19 protein-coding genes are annotated in these 23,712 nt (G+C 52.9%); 11 read left to right on the forward strand and 8 right to left on the reverse strand.

Annotated elements, in window-relative coordinates; all coding sequences use genetic code 11:
• Positions 1-68: 68 nt before the first annotated feature.
• Together BM040_RS01085 and parS are read right to left on the reverse strand one after the other, a co-directional pair.
• Positions 69-533, reverse strand: a complete 465-nt coding sequence (locus tag BM040_RS01085; protein ID WP_092098166.1) for an RES family NAD+ phosphorylase — start codon at positions 531-533, stop codon at positions 69-71.
• Positions 530-958, reverse strand: a complete 429-nt coding sequence (parS, locus tag BM040_RS01090; RefSeq protein WP_092099421.1) for a type II RES/Xre toxin-antitoxin system antitoxin — start codon at positions 956-958, stop codon at positions 530-532. The genes BM040_RS01085 and parS overlap by 4 nt, the downstream gene beginning before the upstream one ends.
• 161 nt (positions 959-1,119) lie before the next feature.
• On the opposite strand from parS, the gene BM040_RS01095 reads away from it, so the two are divergent.
• From BM040_RS01095 to BM040_RS01110, 4 genes are all read left to right on the forward strand, one after another.
• Positions 1,120-1,848 carry a tetratricopeptide repeat protein gene (locus tag BM040_RS01095; RefSeq protein WP_092098168.1) on the forward strand — a complete coding sequence of 243 codons (729 nt, stop codon included), beginning with the start codon at positions 1,120-1,122 and terminating at the stop codon, positions 1,846-1,848.
• Between the two features lie 95 nt (positions 1,849-1,943).
• Positions 1,944-2,663, forward strand: coding sequence for a tetratricopeptide repeat protein (locus BM040_RS01100; protein ID WP_092098170.1), 720 nt, complete (start codon positions 1,944-1,946; stop codon positions 2,661-2,663).
• Between the two features lie 113 nt (positions 2,664-2,776).
• Positions 2,777-3,649 (forward strand): methylated-DNA--[protein]-cysteine S-methyltransferase, encoded by an 873-nt coding sequence (locus tag BM040_RS01105; protein ID WP_092098172.1) that lies wholly within the window; start codon positions 2,777-2,779, stop codon positions 3,647-3,649.
• Positions 3,650-3,701: 52 nt separating this feature from the next.
• A complete protein-coding gene (locus BM040_RS01110; protein WP_092098174.1) occupies positions 3,702-4,580 on the forward strand; it encodes an OmpA/MotB family protein in 879 nt (292 codons plus the stop codon).
• Between the two features lie 339 nt (positions 4,581-4,919).
• Here BM040_RS01110 and BM040_RS01115 read toward each other — a convergent pair whose 3' ends face one another.
• On the reverse strand, positions 4,920-5,429 hold the full coding sequence (locus BM040_RS01115) for a DUF2062 domain-containing protein (RefSeq protein ID WP_092098175.1): 510 nt from the start codon (positions 5,427-5,429) through the stop codon (positions 4,920-4,922).
• A 328-nt stretch (positions 5,430-5,757) separates the two neighbouring features.
• Between BM040_RS01115 and BM040_RS01120 the strand changes: the two genes are divergently transcribed.
• The 3 genes from BM040_RS01120 to BM040_RS01130 all read left to right on the forward strand — a co-directional run bounded on the left by BM040_RS01120 (position 5,758) and on the right by BM040_RS01130 (position 11,084).
• Positions 5,758-8,508 carry a TonB-dependent receptor gene (locus BM040_RS01120; protein ID WP_092098177.1) on the forward strand — a complete coding sequence of 917 codons (2,751 nt, stop codon included), beginning with the start codon at positions 5,758-5,760 and terminating at the stop codon, positions 8,506-8,508.
• A gap of 151 nt (positions 8,509-8,659) precedes the next feature.
• Positions 8,660-9,805, forward strand: a complete 1,146-nt coding sequence (locus BM040_RS01125; RefSeq protein WP_092098179.1) for a helix-turn-helix transcriptional regulator — start codon at positions 8,660-8,662, stop codon at positions 9,803-9,805.
• A gap of 94 nt (positions 9,806-9,899) precedes the next feature.
• Entirely contained in the window at positions 9,900-11,084 is a 1,185-nt protein-coding gene (locus BM040_RS01130; protein WP_092098180.1) for an acyltransferase family protein, read from the forward strand.
• Between the two features lies 1 nt (position 11,085).
• On the opposite strand, the gene BM040_RS01135 is transcribed toward BM040_RS01130, so the two are convergent.
• The 3 genes from BM040_RS01135 to BM040_RS01145 form a co-directional block, all read right to left on the reverse strand.
• Positions 11,086-12,057, reverse strand: a complete 972-nt coding sequence (locus tag BM040_RS01135) for a DMT family transporter (protein WP_175490940.1) — start codon at positions 12,055-12,057, stop codon at positions 11,086-11,088.
• 43 nt (positions 12,058-12,100) lie between these two features.
• Positions 12,101-12,994: an AraC family transcriptional regulator gene (locus BM040_RS01140; RefSeq protein ID WP_092098184.1), complete on the reverse strand. Its 894-nt coding sequence runs from the start codon at positions 12,992-12,994 to the stop codon at positions 12,101-12,103.
• A gap of 87 nt (positions 12,995-13,081) precedes the next feature.
• Positions 13,082-15,535, reverse strand: a complete 2,454-nt coding sequence (locus BM040_RS01145; protein ID WP_175490941.1) for an outer membrane beta-barrel family protein — start codon at positions 15,533-15,535, stop codon at positions 13,082-13,084.
• A 212-nt stretch (positions 15,536-15,747) separates the two neighbouring features.
• On the opposite strand from BM040_RS01145, the gene BM040_RS01150 reads away from it, so the two are divergent.
• Together BM040_RS01150 and BM040_RS01155 are read left to right on the forward strand one after the other, a co-directional pair.
• Positions 15,748-16,761, forward strand: a complete 1,014-nt coding sequence (locus BM040_RS01150) for a sensor histidine kinase (RefSeq protein WP_092098189.1) — start codon at positions 15,748-15,750, stop codon at positions 16,759-16,761.
• A 162-nt stretch (positions 16,762-16,923) separates the two neighbouring features.
• Positions 16,924-17,673 (forward strand): LytR/AlgR family response regulator transcription factor, encoded by a 750-nt coding sequence (locus BM040_RS01155; RefSeq protein WP_092098191.1) that lies wholly within the window; start codon positions 16,924-16,926, stop codon positions 17,671-17,673.
• 1 nt (position 17,674) lies between these two features.
• Here BM040_RS01155 and BM040_RS01160 read toward each other — a convergent pair whose 3' ends face one another.
• Complete coding sequence (locus tag BM040_RS01160) at positions 17,675-18,781, reverse strand: AI-2E family transporter (RefSeq protein WP_092098193.1); 1,107 nt, start codon at positions 18,779-18,781, stop codon at positions 17,675-17,677.
• Positions 18,782-18,901: 120 nt separating this feature from the next.
• Here BM040_RS01160 and BM040_RS01165 point away from each other — a divergent pair, with 120 nt between their 5' ends.
• Positions 18,902-20,278, forward strand: coding sequence for a DEAD/DEAH box helicase (locus BM040_RS01165; RefSeq protein ID WP_092098195.1), 1,377 nt, complete (start codon positions 18,902-18,904; stop codon positions 20,276-20,278).
• Positions 20,279-21,121: 843 nt separating this feature from the next.
• Entirely contained in the window at positions 21,122-22,453 is a 1,332-nt protein-coding gene (gene rmuC, locus BM040_RS01170; RefSeq protein WP_092098197.1) for a DNA recombination protein RmuC, read from the forward strand.
• A gap of 66 nt (positions 22,454-22,519) precedes the next feature.
• On the opposite strand, the gene BM040_RS01175 is transcribed toward rmuC, so the two are convergent.
• On the reverse strand, positions 22,520-23,446 hold the full coding sequence (locus tag BM040_RS01175; RefSeq protein ID WP_092098199.1) for a hypothetical protein: 927 nt from the start codon (positions 23,444-23,446) through the stop codon (positions 22,520-22,522).
• Positions 23,447-23,712 lie beyond the last annotated feature (266 nt).

A 23,712-nucleotide genomic window follows, 5' to 3' on the forward strand; every position in this document is an offset into this window, starting at 1 on the left:
TTGCACCCGGCACTTCATGAACTTATCAGCACCATTCTCAAGGAAAAGAGTACCCAACACTGCTCCACCTACTCCTTCACAAACAGCCGCTTATCAAACTCAAAGAGAACGGAGTCGAGTACCTTGACCTGGTGGAAATCGGGGTGACGGGGGTTGAGGAGGTAATTATAGGTACCTTGTACTGTGGCGGAGGGCACTTTCAGCACCAGATGCGCTGCTTCCTGCACAAAGTCATCTCCCAGCTCCTGCGTGCTATTGGCGTGCGGAAAGGATTTCCAGTCGTGGGGTAGTTCTGTTTCTGGGAGCTCTTTTATACTTGCGGAGTCTGGAATCTCGATTCGGACAAGGTAATAGTCTTTGGGGACAATGCCCAGTGGCATGTGCACGGCCACTTCAACGGTGCAAAGGGCGATGGATTCGCTGGTATAAAGGATGGCGGTGCCTTTGCTGTTCCAGCGGCCCCCTGCTATCTCGGCTCCTCTTCCCGAGAGGTCGTTACGGTAAAGGCCGCGGCTGAGGCGGTACACGATCATGCCAGCACGCCATGTTCTATGCGGGTGAGTTCATCGCGCAGCAGGCCGATACCAAAAGTGCTGTCGAGGAGTTCTTTTGGCTTGAGCCCGCCCAGGGCGACATTTTTTGCCTCCAGCCAGGCGTCAAAGTTGGCCTTGTCGCCAAATACCTCGATGCCCTTGTTGTAGATGAGCGTTATTTCAAGGATCTTTTCGGAGTGCAGCGGGTCGAAGGTGCGCTTTTCTTTTTTGTAGCGCTGGAACGTACGCTCCGAAAGATGCAAAAAATGAGACCACTCGCTCAGGCTGAAGGGAATCATGTCGGCAATCTTCTGGAACAGGCTATACTTGATGCCCTCGCGCACCGTGCTGATGAGCATGAACACATCTTTGTCGTCTATCAACCTGTAACTCAGGTTGCTGTCTAAAGGTAAGGCTTGTCCCATGGCGTTCATCGTTTATACTTTCAAATATACGAAACTTGTCGATAATTAAACGTCAGTTGTCGCAAATTAATTTCCTGCATACTCAATTGAGATCTAAAAAGCCCCAGCCTGCACTAAAGCGACTGCTGTGGCGTTAGATAACAGAACCAGGAAAGTATAAAATGCGACATTGGATAGCTGCGGCAGGAACACTGCTGATAGGCATGAGCAGCTGTAATATGCAAAACGCCGTGACCGAGGCGCCGCAGCCGCAGCGCCCGCGCCTCACCATGCAGGAGGTTATCCCGCCCATGGCGCCGGCCACGCAGCAGGCGGTAGCTGCCCAGAACAGTTTTCTGAAAAAGAGCGAAGAGACATTTAAGTCACGCCAGCTGGGCAGCCAGTATTACGTGGCGCAGGCTAAGCGCAAGTTCAACGAAGAGCAGCTCGACTCGGCGATGGTATACTTTAACCGCGCCTGGCTGCTGGACCGCAACAACGCGGAAGTATACTGGGGTTACGGGCTGGTGTACGGGCAGCAGCAGGCGTATGACAAAGCGCTTTACATTCTGTACCGTGCCCTGGATAAAGACAAAACCAACCCGCGCCTGCTCACCGACATTGCCACCACCCACCTTTCCCGGTTCTACAAGTATAGCACGGTAGATGATCTGCAGCAGAGCAAAAAACTACTGGAGCAGGCGCTGAAGCATACGCCTGAGAATGCGGCAGACGTGTACTACAAGCTGGCCATCAACAGCTATTACCTGTATGAGTTTGGTACGGCCTGGGAGTACCTGCACCGCAGCATCCGCCACGATCAGAGCAAGGAGGACCAGACGTTTATCTCGGCGCTATTGGAGCAGGAAAAGGACCCGGAGGGGATTTACGTGGCCCAAAGCAAACAGTAACTTGCAAGTATAGCCTGGCTGTGTTACTTTTATAGGGTAGTAAAATAGGCAGCTGCTGCCAAAGCAGCTCACCCCGAAAGTATAAAACAGCATATATGAAAAGAATCCTTTTAGCCATTGTAGCCCTTTTTATCGCCACGGCCTCAGGCTTTGCGCAGGAGCAGGCAGCCCCATTAAGCCCACGGGTGTTGCCGATGTTCGGTGAGAAACAGAAAACCGAGGCCGAGCAGAAGCAGGACGAGAAATTCCTGACCAGTAGCGACAAGAATTTCACTGACCGCCGCGAGGCCAGCAAGTTTTTCATGGAGCGCGGCTGGGAGTACCTGAACGAGGGACAGGTAGACACGGCCATGTACCGCTTTAACCTGGCCTGGCTCCTGAACCCTGACAACAAGGATACTTATTGGGCCTTTGGACTGGTAACCTCTGCCCGTGGCGATAACCAAACCGCTATCCGCATGTATGAGAAGGCGCTGACCTATGACGGCAAAAACGCACTGCTGCTCTCTGATGCTGCTGCTGCTTACCTGGCCGTTTACCAGGAGAAGAAAAAGAAGAAAGACCTGAAGAAAGCCTCCGGCTACCTGGCTGCCGCCACAGCCGCAGACCCCAATAATGCTTACGCACTGTATAACATCTCTAAAGTAAAGTATCAGGAGAAGAAGTATAAGGAGGCCTGGGACTACCTGCACAAGAGCCGCTCTATTGATATGTCGTCCATAGACTATGCGTACATCCTGGAGCTTTCCGAGAAAATGCCCGACCCGCAGGGTTTCTTCAATGCCACCGATGCGGCAGCCAACACCGGACAATAGAAAAGTATAAAGAAGTCCCCGGCCCACATAGCCGGGGATTTTTATTTTGTCCCACCTGAAAAATCCGCAAGATTCGGGTTGAAAGTATAGCGTTGATTTAGCTAATTGCTAGCATGAACCATTACGAAACAGTAGCGAAAGCATTGGCTTATATCCGGCAGCATGCGCTGCAGCAACCGTCCCTGGACGAGGTGGCCGATTACGTGCACCTGAGCCCGCAGCACTTCCAGCGGGTATTCAGCGAGTGGGCCGGCGTTAGCCCGAAGAAGTTTCTGCAGTACCTCTCGCTGCAGCACGCCAAAAGTATACTTGCCCAAAGTGCCACGCTGCAGGAGGCAACCTTCGAAACAGGCCTCTCCGGCAGCAGCCGCCTCCACGATTTGTTTGTAAGTATAGAGGGCATTACGCCGGGACAATTTAAAAGTATGGGAGAGCAGCTGCAGTTAAAGTATAGCTTCGGCTCCTGCCAGTTTGGGCAATACCTGGTGGCCTCTACGGATAAAGGAATCTGCTACCTCCACTTTTACCAGCACCCGGAGCAGGCCCTGCAGGAACTCCGGCAAGCCTGGCCAAAGGCAAACCTGGTGGAGGAGCAGACAAGCATGCACGGGCATGTAAGCGCCTTTTTCAGCAATGCGCTCACACAGGAAAGCGGCAAAATCAAACTCCACCTGAGCGGCACGCCTTTTCAGCTAAAAGTATGGGAAGCCCTGCTGCGCATCCCCGAGGGGCGGCTTTGCTCCTACGCCAGCCTGGCCAAAAGTATAAATCAGTCCACTGCCAGCCGGGCCGTGGGCACGGCGATTGGCAGTAACCCCATCGCTTTCCTAATTCCTTGCCACCGGGTCATCAAAAGCGTGGGCGGCATTGGAGAGTACCGCTGGGGCTCTGAGCGCAAAATGGCCATGATTGGCTGGGAGGCAGCGGCCACCAAAGCCGGGGAGCAGAGCCAGTCGCAATACGAACTCAATTTCCTGAGCAGTTAAAGGTTTTTTACTATATTTGCTTACACCCTATTATAACGTTTAGCTAAAGGAAATGAGAAAACATCTATTCAAAGCCTCTGTCCTACTGCTTGCCGGTAGTTTATCGCTTTCCTCGTGCGTGGTTTCTAAAAAGAAATATGACGACCTGATGGCCCGTAAAAATGCACTCGAGGTGGATAAGGCTGGTCTGCAAAAAGAAAAATCATCGCTGGAGAAAGATAAATCGAGCCTGGAGGCAGCTAAGGCAAGCCTGGAGGAAGAGCGCGCCAAACTGGAGCAGGAAAAACGGGAGTATGAGCAGAGCCTGGCCAAAGCCCTGAAAGAGGGAAAATCACTGAGCGAGACCCTGAACATGAGCAAATCGCAGGTGGAGCGCCTGAACGCTGACCTGAAAGCCCGTGAGGCAAGGCTGGCCGAGCTGCAGCGCATTCTGGATGAGAAAGATGCCGCCGTGGCCAACCTGCGCAACCGCGTGAGCAATGCCCTGCTTGGCTTCAACGATAAAGACCTGACCGTAGAGGTACGCAACGGCAAAGTATACGTGTCGCTTGCAGAGCAATTGCTGTTCAACTCCGGCTCTACCAAAGTAGACCCGAAAGGCGTGGATGCCCTGCGCAAGCTGGCTGCCGTGCTCAAAGAGCAGCAGGATGTGAACGTGGTGGTAGAAGGACATACCGACGATGTGCCGATAGCCAGAGGTACGGTAGGCATGCAGGACAACTGGGACCTGAGTGTGCTGCGCGCCACGGAGATTACGCGCATCCTGGCCAATGCCGGCGTGGACCCAACCCGCGTGACGCCATCAGGCCGCTCGAAGTACGTGCCATTGGATGAGGCCAAGACCAAAGAAGCCCGCCAGAAAAATCGCCGTACCGAGATCATCCTGACGCCGAAACTCGATGAGCTGTTCCAGATTCTGGAGACAACCTAAGCAGCAGTATACTTAAAGTATAAGAAGACAGCCAGCCCCTTTGCAAAGGAGCTGGCTGTTTTGTTTTAACGTGTGCCGTGTCTGGTTCCAGGTATACTTTGGATACAAACAAAGCAGCAATTTTATAACTCAAGTTGCGATTAACACACCCCTAACCCCTCCCAAGAGGGGAATTATACTACACAATCAGGAATCTCCCTCTTGGGAGGGGCGGGTTTACACCTTCCCATTAAACTAATTGCAACTTGAGTTTTATACTTGTTGTTTGATATCTGGCCCGAAAGGGCGGTGATTTATACTTCTGATGGTGTATAATAGAAAGGTTTTTTGAAGTATAGCCTACGCCACACTGCCCCCTGCCCCGGAAAGTCCCGTTTTTGGTAGCACCCGTTGCAGCAGCGGCAGCAGCATAAAGTATAGCGCCACCCCTGTCGGCACCGAGAGCATGGCCCATGCCGCGATACCGGCCAGGTTTGCCATCCAGAGGCTGTTGATCGCATCCAGCCAGTCGGCCTTAAACATGGCCTGCATCTCGGCCAGTGTCAGGCGTAGCTCTCCTAATCCAAAGAAGGAAATGCCCAGCCGGATAAACGGAATAGCCAGCAGCAGTTGCAGGGGCTGCACCAGGTAGCTCACCAAGACTGTGGCCGCAATATTCAGGCGGAAACGCGCTGCCACGGCCGTGCTCAGCAAGGTGGTAACCCCAAGGGCGGGAATGATGCCGATAACGCTGCCCACCGCCACGGTCGCGGCCAAGGTGCGCGGGGTCATCCCCTGCCGAAGCAGGTTCGATACCGGCATCACGAGCCTCCGTTTCAGAAAGGTGGATATGACTTGCAATACAGCCATTGGCAGAACAGCAGTTAACGTTTTTTAGTGGAAAATGAGTGGTAATGATGATTGCGGAAAGCTCCCTCAGGAAGATCTTCTGCAGGTGCTCTTTATACGCATCCGACTACAAAAGTAACCTGCTGATCTGCCATTTGTTTTAAGTTTTGCAGTAAGTATAAATACTTATTCCCATCTCTCCTGAAAACGCTGCCCCGCCCGGGGAATCAACATTAAAAATATTTAATAGAGTGGATTAAACCAGCCGGCTATATCGGTGTCTAAACCTGCAAGACTTACTATATAACATTCACACCATTTCATGAAGAGGCTTTTTACCACCTTGTTAATGCTTGTAGCTGTACTGCAGGCATTTGCTCAGGCAACCACCGTAACGGGCGTCGTGCAGAGCAACAGTGACAAAACCCCATTGCCTGGTGCCAATGTCGTACTTACCCGCACCTCCGACGCCGCTAAATCCGTGACTGCCACCGATGGCGAAGGACGCTTCCGGTTCGACCGCGTGGCGCAGGGACAGTATACGTTGGAAATCAACTACATCGGCTTTGAAAACTTTACAAGAAACTTTCAGGTAGCCGGCAACCCGGTAAACCTGGGCCAGCTCATGTTGCGCGATGCGGCCACGGGCCTGCAGGAAGTGCAGATCATCGGCCGGGCACCGCTGGGCGAGCAGAAAGGCGATACCGCCCAGTTTAATGCCAAAGCGTTCAAAACGGCCCCTGACGCCAGCGCCGAGGAACTGGTAACGAAAATGCCGGGCGTAACCGTGGAGAACGGCCGCGTGCAGGCGCAGGGCGAGGACGTGCAGCAGGTGATGATCGACGGAAAGCGCTACGTAGGCGAAGATGTGAATTCTGCTATCCGTAACCTGTCGGCTGACATGGTGGAGAGCGTGCAGGTGTTCGACGCGCAAAGCGACCGCGCCGCCTTCAGCGGATTTGACGATGGCAACCGTGTGAAGACCCTGAACTTTGTGACCCGGAAAGACAAGCGAGAAGGCTATATGGGCAAGGCGTCGGCTGGCTACGGCACCGACGAGCGCTACATGCTGGGTGCCGTGGTGAACTACTTCAACGGCGACAGACGCCTGACCGTAACCGGGCTCACGAATAACATCAACATGTTCGATTTCTCAATCGGTGAGACTCCGGGTGGCGGTATGCGTGGCCGGAGAGGCTGGGGCGGCGGCTCCCCGAACGGCGTCATCAACACGAACACCCTTGGCCTGAACTACAATGACATTTGGGGCAAAAGGATACAGGTGAGCGGTAACTACAACTACTCTAACCGCGACGTGATCAACAACCAGTACCGCTTCCGCGACTTTGTGAACAGCGATACCACTTATACTGAAAACAGCCTGAACCAGGAACTGACCGACGCGCACCGCTTTAACTTCAGGTTGCAGTATAACATCAACGAGAACAACCGCCTGTTGGTAAGGCCAAGCCTGACGGTGCAGCGAAACGAGTCGCTGACAGGTCGTAATGCCAGCAACATCCTTAACGCGGAGACTCTGACTAACTCTTTGAACTCGGACAACTCTGAGACCAACAGCATTAACTTCGGTAACAATATTTTATACTCCCACCGTTTCGGCAACTCAGGCAGAATCCTGACAGCTGAATTTGACACGCGTTACAACACTTCCAACGGAGAAGGCTACCAGCTGGAGAATACCTCCAACTTCCTGAACCCAGAGCGCGACGTAACGCGCAACCAGTTCATCGATTCGGAGCGTAACAACTTCTCCTGGTCTGGTAACCTGGATTACTCGCAGCGCCTGGGCGAAAACTCACGCCTGCAGCTGGAGTACAACATCAGCAACCGCACCAACGACTCCGACCGCAGAACCTTTGACATGGTGGAGGGCGAAGGCTACAACAGCTTTAACATGCCGCTAAGCAACACGTTCACCAGCGACTACGTTGCGCAGCGCTTTGGCCCAAGCTACCAGTACAGAACTGATAAGGCTAGCTTCCAGTTGAATGCCCGCTACCAGCTGGCTACCCTGCGCGGCGAGAGCGAGTTCCCGCAGCAGCAGCCCCTGAAGCGCGACTTTAACAACGTGCTTCCGTCGGCCGAGTATGAGTATAAGTTCTCGCAGTCGAAAAACATCCGCGTGAACTTCAGCACCTCTACCCGCGAACCGTCGGTGGAGCAGCTGCAGAACGTGCTCAACATCTCTAACCCGCTGCAGCCACGCATAGGCAACCCAGCGTTGGAGCAGGAGTATGAGAACAGACTGTTTATGCGCTTCCGTACATTCAACGCGGAGACGAACAGGGTGTTCTTCATGGGCCTTTTCGGTACCATGACACAGGATTACATCACCAACAGTATTTATACCCGAGACGTACCGTTTGACCTGCCGGAGGATTACTCTTACCGCCCTGGCGCCCGTTTCTCCCGTCCGGAGAACCTGGACGGCTACTGGAGCGTGCGGACGTTCTTTAATTACGGCCAGCCATTAAACTTCATCAGCACCAACTTTAACCTAAACGGTTCAGTTGGCTACTCCAGAACACCGGGTATGATTGACGAAGAGCTCAACTACGCCAACAACACCAACTTCAGGCTAGGCGTGAACCTGAGCAGCAACATCAGCGAGAAAGTGGACTTCAACATCTCGACCACAGGTAGCTATAACATGGTAGACAACACGCTGCGCACTACCCAGAACAACGACTTTTACACCCACAGCACGAACCTGCGCCTGAATACGATTTTCTGGAAAGGCCTGGTATACCGCACCGAGCTGAACCACCAGTACAACGGCGGCCTTTCTGCCGGGGTGGACAAGAGCTATGTGCTCTGGAACATGAGCCTGGGCAAGAAGATTTTCAAGAACCAGCAGGGTGAGGTTAGCCTGAGCGTAAACGATTTGCTGAAGCAGAACGTGAGCATTCAGCGTAACGTAGCCGCCGATTACATCGAGGACGTGCAGTCTACGGTGCTGCAGCGCTACTTTATGGTGACTTTTACCTACAACCTGCGCAAGTTCATTAGCGGCAGTGCCCCGGACATGAATGAAAACCGTGGCCCGGGTAACTGGGGCGGCAGACCTGGCGGACGATAATCCGCAACCAATACTTGTAGTTTAGTTAGTAGAGCCCGGGCCAGTTGGTCCGGGCTTTTTGTTTGCCCACGGATTTTCCCGGGACCGTAAGTATAAATTAAAATTTAATTATAGCTTTAGCCTGTAAAAGTATAAACCACCAACACACGCCATGCCTCTTCAGGAATCCTTTTTCCGGTTTGACTGGTTTGCAGCCATCCTGCTGGTGGGTGTGGTGCAGGGCTTTTTCCTGAGCCTGCTGTTTCTGGCCAGGCGGCCGCACCGGCAGCCGTACCATCATTTGCTGCTGGCCGCGTTGGCCTTCACGTTCGGGGCACTGGTGCTGGAGGTTTTCCTTTGCTACAGCGGCCTGATGTTCCGGGTGCTGCCCCTGGTGGATTTCTCGGAGCCGGCCAATTTTGCCATCGGCCCTCTCACCTACCTGCTTTTCCGCAGCCTGAACGGCAACAACTGGACGCGCAGGCAATGGCTGCATTTTATACCTTTCGGGCTATACTTGCTCTACCATGTGCTGTTTTACGTCCAGACGGAGGCAGTAAAGTATAACGCCTACATCAGCGCATACTTTCCGGATTGGGAGTACCTTCCGGTGACCATTACACTCGACTGGGACCCACTGCTCCTGACCAGGTATGTCAATGAGCTCACCATACTGCACGTCGTTATCTACATCGGTCTTTGCTTCCGGCTTCTCAGAAAGCAGCGTCCTGCCGGCGATGCGCCGAATCCATACTTTTACTCTTGGGCCAAATTTCTGCTATACTTTTTCGTGGCCTCCCTGCTCATGATACTTTTCGTGAAGCTAACTTACGAGCGTGACCTGGGCGACCACCTGCTGGCTGTTTTCCTGGTGCTCCAGCTTTTCTTTGCCAGTTTTAAAATCATTACCGATTCGGCTTTCTTCCAGCCGGTGGTGCAGGTAAAGTATGAAAAGTCGGCCTTGAGCGAAGAGGCAAAGCAGGATTTGCTGCAGAGACTGAAGGCGGCTGAGCAGGAAAAGTTTTACACCCAGCCATCGGCCTCACTCCCAAACCTGGCCAAGCAGCTGCGCACCTCGCCGCATTACCTCTCCCAGAGCCTGAACGAGCGACTGGGCAAGAGTTTTTTTGAGTACCTGGCCGAGCTGCGCATCCAAGAGGCCAAAGCCATCCTCTCAGACCCGGCCCAGCAGCACCTGAAGGTGGAGGAAGTGGCCGAGCAGGTAGGCTACCTGTCAAAGTCGGCTTTCAGCGCGGCTTTTAAAAAGCAGACGGGGCAGACACCGGGCGAGTACCGGAAAAAGGCCATTCTGAGTTAGTTGGAGTACTTCCCTATAAAGTAGCACCTCGCACTTACAGGGAGATTCTTCCATTTGTGGCCTCCATCACTAGGTTTGCTCAAAACCTACTGCTATGGAAAAATCAGATAAAATCAGACGTTACGAGTTCGACTGGCTGCGGGTGCTGGCCTTTTCGCTGCTCATCTTTTACCACACCGGCATGTTCTTCGTGAGCTGGGAGTGGCACGTTAAAAATCCCGAGATCAGCGAGGCGCTGGAGCGGCCGATGCTGTTTATGAACCAGTGGCGCATGTCGCTCATCTTCCTTGTTTCGGGAGTGGGCGTATACTTTGCGATGGGCTACCGCAGCGCCGGCACCTTTGCCAAAGACAGGCTGAAGCGGATTTTCGTGCCGCTGCTGGTGGGCATGCTGCTTATCGTGCCGCCGCAGGTATACTTTGAGCGCGTGGTGCAGGGCACGGCCTCCGATTACCTGAGCTTCTACCCTTCTGTTTTTGCGCTGGAGCCTTACCCGGAGGGCAACTTTAGCTGGCACCACCTGTGGTACCTGGCCTACATTTTCTGCTACAGCCTTTTGCTCTTACCCCTGCTCATGTACCTACGCCGCACAAGTATAAACGGGGCAAGTATAAAAGGTTGGATGCTGCTGGCCCTGCCGGCCATTTGGCTAAGCATAGGCGGCATCCTTCTAAACCAACGCTTCCCGGCTACCAACGCCCTCATCGACGACTGGGCCAATCACTTTCTTTACATTTCGGTTTTCCTGATTGGCTTTATGCTGATGAAGCTGCCGCAGCTGCAGGACAAGGTAAGACGGCTGCGCTGGCACAGCCTGAGTATGGCCATCACCACCGTTACCATACTTTATACTTTCTATTGGTTTGAGGATGTCGATTTGAATGGCGCAGCGCTGGACGTATACTATGTCATCCGGCAGAGCAACCGTTGGTTCTGGCTTATGGCTATCCTGGGCTTTGCCATGCAGCACCTCAACCGCAAGCATAAGTACCTGGCGCAGGCCAACGAAATGGTCTACCCTTTCTACATCCTGCACCAAACGGTTATCGTGGCACTGGCGTTTTACCTGCTGGAGGCAGACTGGAGCGTTGGCGCTAAGTTTACTTTCATCAGCCTGAGCACTTTTATACTTTGTTTTCTGCTGGTGCGCTACGTGGTTATGCCCCTCAACTGGCTCAGAGTGCCGTTTGGGCTGAAACCGGTGCAGAAGCGCAACGTTGCAGCGCCAAAGGCAACGGCTCCAGAGATGATGGTAGCTGTGACGGGAAAGCAAAGTTAATTTAGCGCAACCGCACCTTTCGAAGGCGGAAAGCTTTCTGGCGGGCTGGGATGCTGTAGAGCACCAGTCCGCCCATCACCAGCAGCATGCCCATGTTAGCCAGCGGTCCTGGCCAGGCAATGCCCAGAAGTATAATCTCGCCCACCAGCGTAGCAATGATCTCGATGGATTGGGTAGCTTCCACGGCGGCCAGAGCTGCGGAATTGTGGCGTACCATGTTCATGGCCACGAAGAATAGAACGCCGCCGATAACCCCGGAGCTCAGCGCGATGACCAGCGTACCGGTTACTTGCGACCCTCCGGGTAGCCCGGCCTCGCTGTAGCCGTAGATCATAAGGCAAAGCTGCACGGGCAGACTGCCGATGGCCATCCCTGCCACGCGCTGCATGGCGTTCAACTTCTGGCTTTCCTCTTCGGTGTGAAGCAGCACCTTGCGGTTGGCCAGCGGCCACAGCGCAGCCCCAATCAGCACCAGCACCACGCAAATCCAGAGGTCTTGCTGGGAGTAACTGCCATTGCGCTGGCTCCACTGCATCAGGGCAATGCCGGCAAGTATGAGCACCGACAGCAGCAGCGCCCGTACTGGGATGCGCCCGCGGGCATCCTTGTAAATGAGCGGGGAAAGTAAGATGCCGGCCACAATGGTAAACTGGAACACGCCAGCTACCAGCCAGCCCGGACCAAAAAAGGCAGCAGAGGTAAGGAAAATGTACACAATCCCGAAAGCCAGTCCGCCCCAGCCCACCCACACCCACAGGTTTTGGCGCATGACGTGCAGGAGCGGCTTCAGCCTGCCTTGGGCCATCAGTAGGGGGACCAAAAGTATAGCCAGAAAGGTAGTGCGTAGGGCTACCGTCCAGGCCCAGTGGCCGCCTTCCGCCGATATATAGCTGTTGACCGTGTAGGTAGAGCTGAAAAACACACAGGCCAGCGAGCCAATGGCAATCGCTTTTAAATTATTATTCTGGTTCATAGCCGTCATCTCCTGAATTTGCAAATGTACGGCCAGGGCCAGCTCAGGTCATGGCATTATCAGCCTCGTCTATGGTACTTTTGGAACCAGCCTGTTGCTGACGCAGCTGCAGGGGGGGAATGCCGGTCATCCGGCGGAAGAAGCGCACAAAGTAAGAGGCATCCTCAAAACCCAGCCTGTAGGCGATTTCCTTCACCGACAGCGTGCTGAAGTATAGCAGTCGCTTGCTCTCGATCAGCAGCCTGTTGTGCAGCATGTCAGCTACCGTCACACCCAGTGATTGCCTGCAGATGTTGTTTAAGTGTTTGGGTGTAATGCCAATGCGTTCAGCGTAGTAGGAAACAGGGAGATGCTCCTTAAAATGCTGCTCCACCAACGTGCTCAACTGAAAGATACGTTCACTGTACCGGCCGGGTGTGAGCTGAGCAATCTGCAGGTGCGCCTCGCGGAGCAGGTACCGGAGCAAGGTATACAGCAGGCGCGAGAGAATGGTATAATCCGGAACTGGCATCTCCAACTCCTGCTCCATCAGTTGCACCAGTTGCTCGAAGGTTTTCTGTAAATGCGGCGGCAGGTCGAGGTACGGGTGCTGGTAGGCGGCCCCGAAAAGCACCAGCACCTCATGCGCCGTCAGGCCCGTGGTTTGCAACAGGCTCTCCCGGAAAGCCACAATCTTGCCTTGCTCCTGCCGGGCCACCCGTTGGTGCGCCTGCCCCGGCCCCAACAGAAATACCCGGCCAGCAACCATCTCGTAGCGCCTGAAATCAATCAGGTTGTCGCCTCCCCTGGTTTCCTGCACATAGATAAGCTGGTAGGCGTTGTGCCGGTGGGGCACGGCTGAAAGCTCGCTGGCAAAATCCTGAAGGGGCCACACGGCCAGCTCCTGCGTTTGCAGCAGTTCCTGTATGGGCAAGGGCTCAGGCTTCGGCTTTTTCATGAGGAAAGTATAAACCGGCTGCAAGGTAAGTATAAAAGCTGCCCTTTATACGTTGCCAGCGCCGATTTATACTTTGGCCGCTGCTGCCTACAGCCTTCCCTCCTCTTCGCCGGTGCCGGTTCTGCGGTTGCGGGCGGTCTTTACCTTGTTGCTGCCGAACTTGTAGTTAAATGTCAGGTTCAGGCGGCGGCTCTCCCACTGGTTTTGCCAGTACATGTCCACGTTGCTGTACTTGAGGACGGCTCTGGAACGGCTGGTGTCGAATACGTCCCGCAACTTCAGGCCCAGGCTGGCTTTCCCATCCATAAAGCTTTTCTGAACTCCAAGGTCTAGCTGGTAGTTGGCCTTTGTCTGGTACAGGCCCTGCACCGACGGCGACATGTAATAGGCGGAAAGCTGCAGTTTATACTCTTTGGGCAGATTAAAATTCTCCTCGGCGCTAACCGACCAGCTGAAGCGGGAGATGTCATAAGCCGAACCCTGCAAAGGCGATGAAACGGTGTTGTAAGATCCTTCCAGTTGCAGTGTCGTCGTCCACCAGGCAGTTATGGGTAGCGTGCCGCCGCTGCTGGCGCTCAGGTACGTCGCTTTGCTCAGGTTCTCGGGCCGGCTGATGCTTACTTTGGTCTCATCGTTCTGACGGATCACATCTGTTACAAAGTTGTTTGACTCGATATAGCTCAGGCTTAGCAACTGGAAGCTCTTGTAGTTGTAGTTAAACTGCAGTGAGTTAGTGAAAGAAGCCTCCAGAAAAGGGTTGCCCTGCATCGCCGTGTAGGGGTCCGCGTAGAAGGTGAACGGGTTCAGACTGCGGTAAGAAGGGCGGCTGATGCGGCGGCTGTAGGAGGCCGAAAACTGGTTATGCTCGTTGGCGCTGTAGCTTATAAACACGCTCGGGAAAAATTTCAGGTAACCCAGGTCCACAGGTTCGCCGGTGGTGGCTGAATGGCCCTCCGCCGAGGTTTGCTCAGCCCGCATCCCGGCTTTCATACTTAGCTTATCACTGAACTTGCGGCTCAGGCTCAGGTAGGCGGCATGTATGGTTTCGGCATAGGCGAAGCTGTTGGTGCGGCTCGTGTCGTTCACCCATCCCTGCTCCTGCTGCGCTTCAAACCGGATGTCGCTGTCGTTGCTGACGCGGCTGGTTTTTAAACCCGCTTCTGCCTTGTAGCCTTTCCCGAACGGATGCACGTAATCAACTTTTAAGGCTTTTATACTTGCCGCTGCCGTGCTATAGCTGCGCAGCTGCAAAGGTGCCTGCGTCGCCTCGCCGGAAGCAGAGAAGAAGTTGTTCGTAAACTGTTCATCGGCATAGCTGCTGTAGTTTACAAAGTCGGCATCCATGGACAAACTGCGGCCGGTACTGTCGATGTCGAATTTATAGTTCAGGTTGAGGCTATAGTTGTCGGTGCTCGATACCTTGGGGTTGTGCATGCGCATGCTTCCGAAAGCTGTGCCGGTGGCGTCGTAGTTGGTTGAGTTGCTGGTGGTAAGCGTGTTCTCCGGTGAGGCGTATCCCTTCGCCATCACGCCCACCGTGTGTTTTTTGCTGATGAAGTAGTCGGCGCCTGCTGTCAGGTTATAGCTGTTGGTAACCGGGTGCCAGTAGTTTACCTGGTTGTAGAGGCTATCGTTAATGTTGCGCTTTAATGTAAGGCGGTTAAAAGAGTTATAATGACCGGCATTCAGGCGGGTGTACAAGCTCACTTTGCCGGTGTTATAGTTCAGGTTGAGGCCGCCCCATACTTTCTCATACTTGCCATAGCCTACGCCCAGGTTCGCTGAGCCGTTCATGCCCAGGGTTTCGTCCCGCTTTAATTTGATGTTGATGATACCGGCCGTACCGGCGGCGTCGAACGAAGCGGGTGGGTTGGCCATCAGCTCTACTTTGCTAACTGCCGAGGCTGGCAACGACTTCAGGTAGCGCTGCAACTCCTCCCCGCTCATGTAGGTCATTTTGCCGTTAATCATCACCTGCACGCTGCCGCTTCCCCTGTAGATAATGTTGTCGTCCTTATCCAGTCTGACGCCCGGCGCATACTTGAGTACCTCCAGGGCGTTGTCGCCGGCCGTGTTCAGCTGCTCCACGTTCAGCACCACGCGGTCTGCCTCCTGCTCCAGCAGCGGCTTCTGGCCTTTCACCACCACTTCCTGCAGCGCGTTGGTTTTTTCCTGCATGGCTATACCTGGCACCTGCACCGGCTGCTGCCCTACCTCAATGACCTTAGTGGTGGCCGGGGCAAAACCCACCAGCAGGGCCTTTATCGTATACTTGCCCGGTTTTACCTGCGCAAATGTATAAACCCCTGCACCATCCGTCATCTCCGAGACCACAACCGCTGAATCAGGCAGCTGCAGCAACACCACCGACACATAGTCCAGCGGCTTTTGCGTGGCAGCGTTCGTTACGGCTCCTTTTACGGTAGCAGCAGACTGTGCCCAGGCAGTTACCGCACAAAAGTATAAAGCTATAGTTAGTGCTATACCTCTGAGCGTCTTTTGCCCTTTGTCTTTTGTCGAGGTAGTAGATGTGTATTTCATGGCTCGGTTAGTTGTTTTGTAGATGATGAGCCAAAGGTGCAGCACAGCTACAAGCATATAAATTATACTATCCGAACAGGCCGGAATATTATCCGAAGCCAAGACTTCAGCCTTTGCCGGGTTAAGACCCAAAAGCCGGGGTTTAGATAATAAAACTCCGGGGTCGGGATAAAAAAAGTGCAGGAGGTTTAACTTATTTCTAGCTTTAGAACATGAATGCACTGCAAAAAAAGATAGGGCTGCACCTGCTGGGCTGGACGCTTTACATTGGGTATAGTTTCTTAGGCTACTTTCTATACCACTGGAGGTTCGAGGTACTGTTGCTGACCATGTCGCAGCACGTGCTGCATGTGATAGAGTTCTACCTCTGCTACTTCCTTGTGTTCCCGCTATGGATGAAATACAGGCAATGGTGGGTGCTGGGGCTGGGCATTGTAGGCGTGATGTTTACCTACATCGCCATGCGTTATACCATAGAGGAAGTTATGTTCAAGGCACTGTTCGGGTTCAGTAACTATACAACCATTACGCTCTCCTATTATTTCTTTGACAACCTGTATTGGGCAATGCCGGGCATCTTTTTGGGGGCTGTGGTGTGGGCACTGGAGGCTACGCTACAAAAGGAGCGCGAGAACCGCAGCTTGAAACAGGAAAAAGTACAGGCAGAGCTGGCCTTCCTGAAAACGCAGATAAACCCGCACTTTCTCTACAACAGCTTAAACTATTTATACTCCCTGGCTTATCCGGTTTCAGACAAGCTGGCTGATGCGATTATCAGGCTCTCCGACCTGATGCGCTACATGCTGCACGAGAGCAAGGACGGCAAGGTAGAACTGCAGAAGGAAGTGGACTACCTGCACAATTACCTCGAGATCTACCGCCTGCGCTTTGAGGACAATTTCTTTGTGAACTTCAACATCCAGGGCCTTGTAAACGGGCAGCGGGTGCCCTCGCTGGTGCTGATACCGTTTGTGGAGAATGCGCTGAAGCACGGGGTGGTGGACGATGCCTCCGCCCCGGTCACGATAAATTTGCTGCTCGAAAACAATAGTTTATACTTTGACGTGAGCAACCGCATCAACAAAAACCAAAAAGACCAGACCACCGGTATCGGCCTGCCTAACATCCGCCGAAGGCTGGAGCTGATTTACCCCGGCAAGTACAGCCTGGACGTGCAGGGGGATGGGCAGCAGTTTAAAACAATGCTCAAGCTGCAGGAAGTCTGATCAGGATTTACAGGGTTTGAGGATGAACAGGATTTTTTCAGAGCATTTCTGAAGAATATCAGGAATATTGGCTTTAACTTAACTATATTAAACCTGATTTAGACAGCACTCCTAAACTCACAAACGCTCCAACTCCTAAACTCTCTAACTCACAAACTTAATATGATCCGCTGCATTGCCGTTGACGACGAAGCCTACGCTGCCAATATCATTGCTGACTACATCAGCAAAATCCCTTTCCTGGAGCTGGTGGGCAAGACCACAAGCCCGATAGAGGCCATTAACTGGGTACAGGATGGTAAAGTGGACCTGGTTTTTCTGGATATACAGATGCCGGAGCTGACGGGGATACAGTTTCTGAAAATATGTGGCAGCAAGTGCAAAGTTATACTGACCACCGCTTACCCGGAGTATGCCCTGGAAGGCTACGAGCACGACGTGATCGATTACCTGCTGAAGCCCATTCCCTTCGACCGTTTTTATAGAGCGGTTACAAAAGCGCAAAGTATACTTAAGGCACCCAAGCAGCCTGAGCAACCCGCTTTTCCACCACAGGAAAACACACCATCCGCTACGGCACCCACACCTGATTATATGTTTGTAAAGGGTGAGAGCAAAAACAAGTTCTTAAAGGTAGCCTACAGCGACATCCTGTATGTGGAAGGCCTCAAGAATTATGTTTCGCTGTACCTGCCGGGGCAGCGGTTGGTAACCTACCAGTCGTTAACCGACCTGACGGAGCAGCTGCCGCAGCCGCCTTTCTACCGCGTGCACCGCTCTTACATCATTTCTATTGACAAAGTGAGTATGGTGGACGGCAACATCGTCTATATTGCTGATAAGGAGATCCCGGTTGGGGAAACGTACCGCGACGGCTTTTTTAGCATGATCCGCGAAAAGAGCAGGCTGTAACTTAGCTCCGCATGTTAAACACCCGCTTTATCTTGTCGAAGGTAAGGGCGTGTTCTTCTGTTCCTTCCGTGCCCAGCATATACGACCAGGCCTCTAACCGGGGCGTATAGTCGCAGTATACTTTAAACATGCCCAGGTACGGCACGGCCAGAAACATCCCAGGCAAGCCCCAGATCATCCCGCCCACAATAATACTGAGAATCGTAAACATCGGGTTAATGTTCACCTTGCTGCCCGTAATGTTGGGCGTCAGGATGTTGTTCTCGGTAAACTGAATCACCAGGAAAAACAGCACCACCATCAGGGCCTTATTCGGATCGCCCTGCACCAACAAAGTATAAAGTAGTGGCACAGCGCCACCTATCAGCGTGCCAAAGTATGGAATGAAGTTGATGAAGGCTGAGATGATACCCAATAGCAAGGCATACTCCACCCCTATCAGGTACAGCCCAGCTGTGTTGAGCACGCAAAGTATAAGTATAACGCTGACTACGCCGGCCATGTAGTGTTTTGTGACATGGGAGATTTGGTCTATCACTTGCCTGGCCTTGCCATGCTTGACAGGAGGCAGCTGGCGGTAAATAAAATTCTCGAACTTGTTGCGGTAGTACAGCGCCAGGAAAATGTAAACCGGCATCAACCCAAACTTGGCTATGGTGCCTGTGGTGGCCATCAATATCTCGCGCAGAAAATTGCCGCTGAGCTCCAGACCGCTGCTCACCTGTGTCTGCAGCCAGTGCTCGTCGTCGGGGTCGCTTTCGCCAAAACGCCGGTCTATACTTTGCTGCAGCCTGTCCAGGTTCTTCATCGCCTCCTCCTGCAGACTCGGGAAGTCCCCCAGAAAGCCGATAAGCTGCCGGTATAGCAGTACCAATGCCCCGATAAAAATAGCCATCGCTGCGATTACTGTAATAAAGTTGGCCAGAATGCGCGGCAGTCCTCTTTCCTCCAGCCACTTCTCTACCGGGTATAAGAGGTACGCAAAAAGTATGGACATGAAAATCGGGTACAGGAACTCCCTGGCTACTATCAGCACGTAGAGGAACAGTATGCCGAAAAGTAGCACGAACGTATAGTACCGCAATCTAACACCTGGTTCTCTTGTCATACCCCCTCATACTCTGTTTGGGGTTGTTTTTGTTCTGTTGGGGAGAATTTAGATGTATGGAACATAATAGAGCTGCGTAGCTTTAATTGCCGTACATTTGCCTTTCCCGTAAAAACAGCCATGGTGACTTTTGAGCAACTTAAACTGAATGCGGCACTCCTGAAGAGCCTGGATGCCCTGAATTATACTTCGCCTACTCCGGTGCAGGCACAAGCCATACCCTTGCTGTTGCAGGGGCACGATGTGGCCGCTCAGGCCGAAACGGGCAGCGGGAAGACGGCGGCTTTCGGCTTGCCGCTGCTGCAAAGTATAAACCCCGGGCTACAGCAGGTGCAGGCGCTGGTGGTGGTACCGACCCGCGAGCTGGCCGTGCAGGTGCGGCAGGAGCTCAAGTTGTATGCCCGCTTTATGCCTAACCTGAAAATCAGTGCTTTTTACGGAGGGCACTCTTTCCGGCTGGAGGAGGATTCGCTGGCGCACCCGCCCCAGGTGCTGGTAGGTACCCCCGGCCGCCTCACCGATCACCTCAGCCGCAGAACCTTAGATTTGAGCAATGTGGCACAAGTGGTACTGGATGAAGCGGATAAGTTGTTGGAGATGGGTTTTGAGGAAGAGCTGGATGATCTTTTAAAAGCCCTTCCACGCAAGCGGCAGACGATACTTTTCTCGGCCACCATGGAGGAAGATGTAAAGGAACTCATCGCCAATTCCCTGCAGGACCCCAGGTTTGTGCAGGCTTCCGCTACTGCCGTACCAGACCGCATTGCATACTATGGCTTGAAGGTACAGGACGAGCAGAAACCACAGGCCCTGGTGCGGTTGCTGCAAAGTATAAACCCGGCCGGCACGGTGGTTTTCGTAAATGCTCGCCTCACTACCACGGAGGTGGCGCAGCACCTGCAGGAGTATGGCTTCCAGGCACGCGCGCTGCACGGCAAGCTGGAGCAAAGCGACCGCGACAAAACCATGACGCTGTTCCGTAACGGCACCGCTTCCATACTTGTCGCCACCGACCTGGCCGCGCGTGGCCTGGACATGGACGTGGTGCAGCAGATTATTCATTACGAACTGCCCCAGCACCAGGACGCCTACCAGCACCGCAGTGGCCGCACGGGCCGGGCAGGCAAGTCGGGCACCGTTTATACTTTGCTCAACTCCCGCGAAATGCAGAAACTGGAGCAGTGGCCGGACGTGCAGGTAAACGAGTGGCTGGATTTGACAGAGCTTGCCGCCGCAGACACCGCTGCTCCTGTGGAGACTCCAGCCCTCACGACGCTGCACATCAGCGGTGGCCGCAAAGACAAGCTCAGCCCACGCGATATTGTGGGTGCTTTGATAGCCGAAGTTGGTTTGAAAGCCTCTGAGATTGGCAAGATAGAGATTCAGGATCGCCATAGCTTTGTAGCCATTCCCGAAGAGGCCGCCAGCGCTGCCGTGCGCAAGCTCAGTGCCGCCAGGATTAAGGGCAAACGGTACAAGATAAGTTTTGTGCGGTAGACAGAGGATGGCTTCAATAACATTATTCTTTATACTTTTTGCCATACTTCCTGCTTCCTTTTTCGCTGGCGCGAGCTTGTAGCTCGTGTCCATTTATACTTGAGCTATACTTTATACTCCTCTGGCGCAAGCGTCCGCTTGTTCGGCTTTTGCCTCTACCTCTTACATGGCGCAAGTCTTCAGACTTGTGTCCTATAATGAGGTCAAGTTTGTAACTTGATTGGCTTGAAAAGCCATACTTATACTTTGGCTATACTTTTATACTTGAGCTATACTTCCCTAGCTCCTGCTTCACGCAACCGGAACCAAGCTATCCTTACTAGCTGCCGTTCATCCTCTAGTTCCCAACAACCTATCGTTTCATCTCCTGCTTGGCTCCCTCCTAGGCCGGGAGGCCTCGTTTTCCCGCTCAGCGCTGGGAGCTTTTCCTGCCCTTGTGCCTCGGGCTACCTCACTGTCGCTCGTCACCAGAAAAACTCGCATAGGCGCCTCCCAGAAAAACTGGAAATCATTCGATAGCTACTTGCTATGCAACATGAACCAAACTGTCCCCTTGAGGGGACCACAGGGGTGTAATCGTCTGCGGACAATTCCCCTCCTTGGAGGGGTTGGGGTGGGTTTATGCCTTGATTATTGCACTTATACTTCAACCAAAGTAACTAAAGACTCCCCTCCTTAGCTAAGGAGGGGCCAGGGGTGGTTGGACCCGGTTCCATTACGTCTACTTATCAAAAAATGACCTCGGTACCCTTACGCGTTATCCCATCACCATCTCATTTTCTTAAAACTAATTTCATTAGCAAAACCATTGGTAGCCATGCTAAAATATTTTACCTTTACCCCATGGAGATCTTAATCGGTATAGCAGCATTTCTGGCAGGATTGGTGATGGCCTTCCTGATGTTGAAGGGGAAGCTGAACGCGTTGCAACAAACAGCCAACCAGGCGGCTGTGACGCAGGGGGTGCTGGAAGGCCAGGCCAGGGAAAAGGCGCGGGAACTGGAGCAGCTTAAGTTGCAGTTTCGGGAGGCCCAGACCGAAACCCTTGACCTGACCAATGCGCTTACGAAGGCGGAAACCGATTACGAGCACCTGAAATCTCGCTTGCAGGAACAGGGCCGCGAACTGGAGCAACTCCGGGAGAAGTTCCTGCAGCAGTTCCAGAGCATCTCCAACCAAGTGCTCATGACCAACGCTGAGCATTTTAACAAAGCCTCTTCTGAGAACCTGGAACGCGTGCTAGCCCCCCTGAAGGAGCGCATCAAAGAGTTTGAAGTAAAAGTGGAGCAGACCTACGAGAAAACCTTAAAGGACAGTGTGTCGCTGAAAGAGCAAATAACACAGCTGGCTGCGCTGAATCAGCAGATGAGCCAGGATGCCATCAACCTGACGAAGGCACTGAAGGGCGAAAGCAAAACGCAGGGCAACTGGGGCGAGTACCTCCTGGAGAGCTTGCTGGAGAAATCCGGCTTGCGAAAAGGAGTGCATTACGAGCGCGAGGAAGTACGGCTGAACGACGAGAAGCAAGTATACCGCCCGGATGTGATTGTAAGATTGCCTGAGGGCAAACACCTCATCATCGACTCCAAGATGTCGTTGGTAGCCTATGAGGCTTTTTGCAGCTGTGAGGATGAACACCAGTCGGAAGTATACCTGCGCGGCCACATCAACTCGGTCCGCACCCACTTCTCCGACCTGAGCCGCAAGAGCTACCACCGGCTTAATGGCATCAACTCCCCGGATTTTGTGCTTATGTACATTCCCATAGAGCCGGCTTTTAACCTGGCCGTGCAGCACGACCACGACCTGTTTACCGATGCCTTCGATAAGAACATTGTGTTGGTAACGACCTCCACCCTGCTGGCCACACTCCGTACGGTGGCCGGCGTGTGGCGACAGGAAGACCAGAAGCGCAACGTGCTGAAGATTGCCGAGGAAAGCGGCAAGCTCTACGACAAGTTTGTGAATTTTGTGGAGGACCTTAAAATGATTGGCCGGCACCTGGAGAGCAGCCAAACCTCTTATAATGCCGCCATGAACAAACTCACAGAAGGCCGCGGCAACTTAATCCGACGGGTAGAAATCTTACGGGAATTGGGAGCTAAAACCAGCAAGACGCTTGACGAGCACCTGCTGCAGGAGGCGCAGTTGCCGGAGGAGGCGGAACAGGAATAGCAAAGTATAAAAAGCAGCAGGGTGCGTTGTAATTAGCGCACCCTGCTGCTTTTATACTTTTACAAACTACTTACAATTCGGAGCGCCAGTAATTTCAAAGGTTCTGTCCACCGCAAAATTAGCGTCGGTGGCTGCCTCTATTCCCCTCACTATGCCCGAAACAGTTACTCTGTAAGAACCATTCTCCAGGTTAAGCTTCAGAGGTTCGATCAGCCTTAAAACTGCCGCCTCTGCCTCCGGGTTTTTGCTGCCAAAGCCCGGCGTGTTAAGTTGCAATACCTGGCTCATGGTCATGCCTTCTTGCAAAATATCCAGCGTATTGCCTGCTTTACCAGCGTTAGTGATGTAAGGAAGCATGTACAGGTAAGGGTTTTCTTCGCCAGTGGCTATGGCATAGTCTTCTGCAGCGATGGGGAAAACAATTTCCTCTGAGGTTGCTTCATTCACTACCTTCACCGTCAGGTCCACCACTCTGTCGGCAGAAATAGCAAAGTTATACTTGGTGCCCTTATTGCTGTTGATGACAACGGCCTGGCTGGCAAGGTCAAAATTGATGCTGACCTCACGCGGTCCGCTTCCTTCAGTCGAGGAAGGTACAAAGTCCCAGGCGGTGCCGGCTTCAACCATACCGTTGCCAACAGGTACTGCCGAGTTTTTACCCGTTAAAGTTCCTCCGTAAAAGAAAGCACATTTGTTTTCAGAAGAATTGACAGAACTGGTAATGTGGCCGTTATTTGAACCAGTAAAATACGTTTTGGCAACTGCAGCGTTATACCTCCACTCACCGCCTTCTACTACAATTACATCCGGGGCATCGATGTTGATCATCACAGACTGGGCCGTCTGGGCAGATTTGGAATTACCCGCTTTGGCATCTTGTATGGCAGAAGTGGCAAAGCCATCCTGCTCCATGTCTTTTTCGCATCCTCCCAGCAAAAATGCGGAGGCGAACATGGCCGAAATTAAAACGGAACTGCGGAAATACTTTTTCATATAGTTTATAAGGGTTAGGTTTTAATTCTAAAGCAAGGGTAAGCAAGAGCATTACAAAGTATAGGGCACTCCGAGTCTTCAACAGCGCACCTCAGCACGGCTGAGGTATACCTGTCTGCCAAACGCACTCTGGCTATACTTCAAATAAATGTGTGAATCGAACAAATATACGTATCAATTATTATATAGATACATATTAATCTTTATTTATTTTTAAAACGCACAGCGGTGCTGTGCTTGCTCCTATTGTTATGGCTATACTGCAA

Origin of the sequence: Pontibacter chinhatensis (assembly GCF_900113285.1) — a bacterium.
Classification (GTDB): Bacteria; Bacteroidota; Bacteroidia; order Cytophagales; family Hymenobacteraceae; genus Pontibacter; species Pontibacter chinhatensis.

Excerpts from the sequence above, each read along its gene's own strand:
- BM040_RS01085 (WP_092098166.1), bottom strand. The coding sequence starts at position 533 with ATGATCGTGTACCGCCTCAGCCGCGGCCTTTACCGTAACGACCTCTCG.
- parS (WP_092099421.1), bottom strand. The coding sequence starts at position 958 with ATGGGACAAGCCTTACCTTTAGACAGCAACCTGAGTTACAGGTTGATA.
- BM040_RS01095 (WP_092098168.1), top strand. The coding sequence starts at position 1,120 with ATGCGACATTGGATAGCTGCGGCAGGAACACTGCTGATAGGCATGAGC.
- BM040_RS01100 (WP_092098170.1), top strand. The coding sequence starts at position 1,944 with ATGAAAAGAATCCTTTTAGCCATTGTAGCCCTTTTTATCGCCACGGCC.
- BM040_RS01105 (WP_092098172.1), top strand. The coding sequence starts at position 2,777 with ATGAACCATTACGAAACAGTAGCGAAAGCATTGGCTTATATCCGGCAG.
- BM040_RS01110 (WP_092098174.1), top strand. The coding sequence starts at position 3,702 with ATGAGAAAACATCTATTCAAAGCCTCTGTCCTACTGCTTGCCGGTAGT.
- BM040_RS01115 (WP_092098175.1), bottom strand. The coding sequence starts at position 5,429 with ATGGCTGTATTGCAAGTCATATCCACCTTTCTGAAACGGAGGCTCGTG.
- BM040_RS01120 (WP_092098177.1), top strand. The coding sequence starts at position 5,758 with ATGCTTGTAGCTGTACTGCAGGCATTTGCTCAGGCAACCACCGTAACG.
- BM040_RS01125 (WP_092098179.1), top strand. The coding sequence starts at position 8,660 with ATGCCTCTTCAGGAATCCTTTTTCCGGTTTGACTGGTTTGCAGCCATC.
- BM040_RS01130 (WP_092098180.1), top strand. The coding sequence starts at position 9,900 with ATGGAAAAATCAGATAAAATCAGACGTTACGAGTTCGACTGGCTGCGG.
- BM040_RS01135 (WP_175490940.1), bottom strand. The coding sequence starts at position 12,057 with ATGAACCAGAATAATAATTTAAAAGCGATTGCCATTGGCTCGCTGGCC.
- BM040_RS01140 (WP_092098184.1), bottom strand. The coding sequence starts at position 12,994 with ATGAAAAAGCCGAAGCCTGAGCCCTTGCCCATACAGGAACTGCTGCAA.
- BM040_RS01145 (WP_175490941.1), bottom strand. The coding sequence starts at position 15,535 with ATGAAATACACATCTACTACCTCGACAAAAGACAAAGGGCAAAAGACG.
- BM040_RS01150 (WP_092098189.1), top strand. The coding sequence starts at position 15,748 with ATGAATGCACTGCAAAAAAAGATAGGGCTGCACCTGCTGGGCTGGACG.
- BM040_RS01155 (WP_092098191.1), top strand. The coding sequence starts at position 16,924 with ATGATCCGCTGCATTGCCGTTGACGACGAAGCCTACGCTGCCAATATC.
- BM040_RS01160 (WP_092098193.1), bottom strand. The coding sequence starts at position 18,781 with ATGACAAGAGAACCAGGTGTTAGATTGCGGTACTATACGTTCGTGCTA.
- BM040_RS01165 (WP_092098195.1), top strand. The coding sequence starts at position 18,902 with ATGGTGACTTTTGAGCAACTTAAACTGAATGCGGCACTCCTGAAGAGC.
- rmuC (WP_092098197.1), top strand. The coding sequence starts at position 21,122 with ATGGAGATCTTAATCGGTATAGCAGCATTTCTGGCAGGATTGGTGATG.
- BM040_RS01175 (WP_092098199.1), bottom strand. The coding sequence starts at position 23,446 with ATGAAAAAGTATTTCCGCAGTTCCGTTTTAATTTCGGCCATGTTCGCC.